Annotated in this window: 1 protein-coding gene; it reads right to left on the bottom strand. The window is 29.8% G+C overall.

What is annotated here, in order from left to right; genetic code table 11:
* The coding region (locus tag AAEY62_RS23455) for a hypothetical protein (protein WP_350636858.1) at positions 1-255 on the bottom strand (255 nt) is incomplete at both ends.

The raw sequence follows: 255 nt of genomic DNA, 5'->3' as shown, positions 1-255 counted from the left end.
GAAAAATTGCTTCACAAAAATCATTTTTTGCGTCATACCAAACTAACCAACCAAACTCTTGCTCACCATCTTCGAAATCTTTCATTAGCATAGTGTTTATATGACATTCATTAGCTACTGGTTTGAAATATTGAACTTTTGTTAATTTCAGACGGTGTATATCTTTTAATTTTAAGTGCTGAAGCAATATTTCTATTGTTTTATTTATCTTTTTTGGGTAATCAAGTTTCGTTTTAATAATTGCGTCCATACTCC

The sequence above is a fragment of the Pseudoalteromonas sp. GW168-MNA-CIBAN-0100 genome (genome assembly GCF_040309225.1).
GTDB classification, from domain to species: Bacteria; Pseudomonadota; Gammaproteobacteria; order Enterobacterales; family Alteromonadaceae; genus Pseudoalteromonas; species Pseudoalteromonas arctica.
Note: the sequence above shows the minus strand (reverse complement) of the source record. Positions and strands in the feature narration are given on the sequence as shown.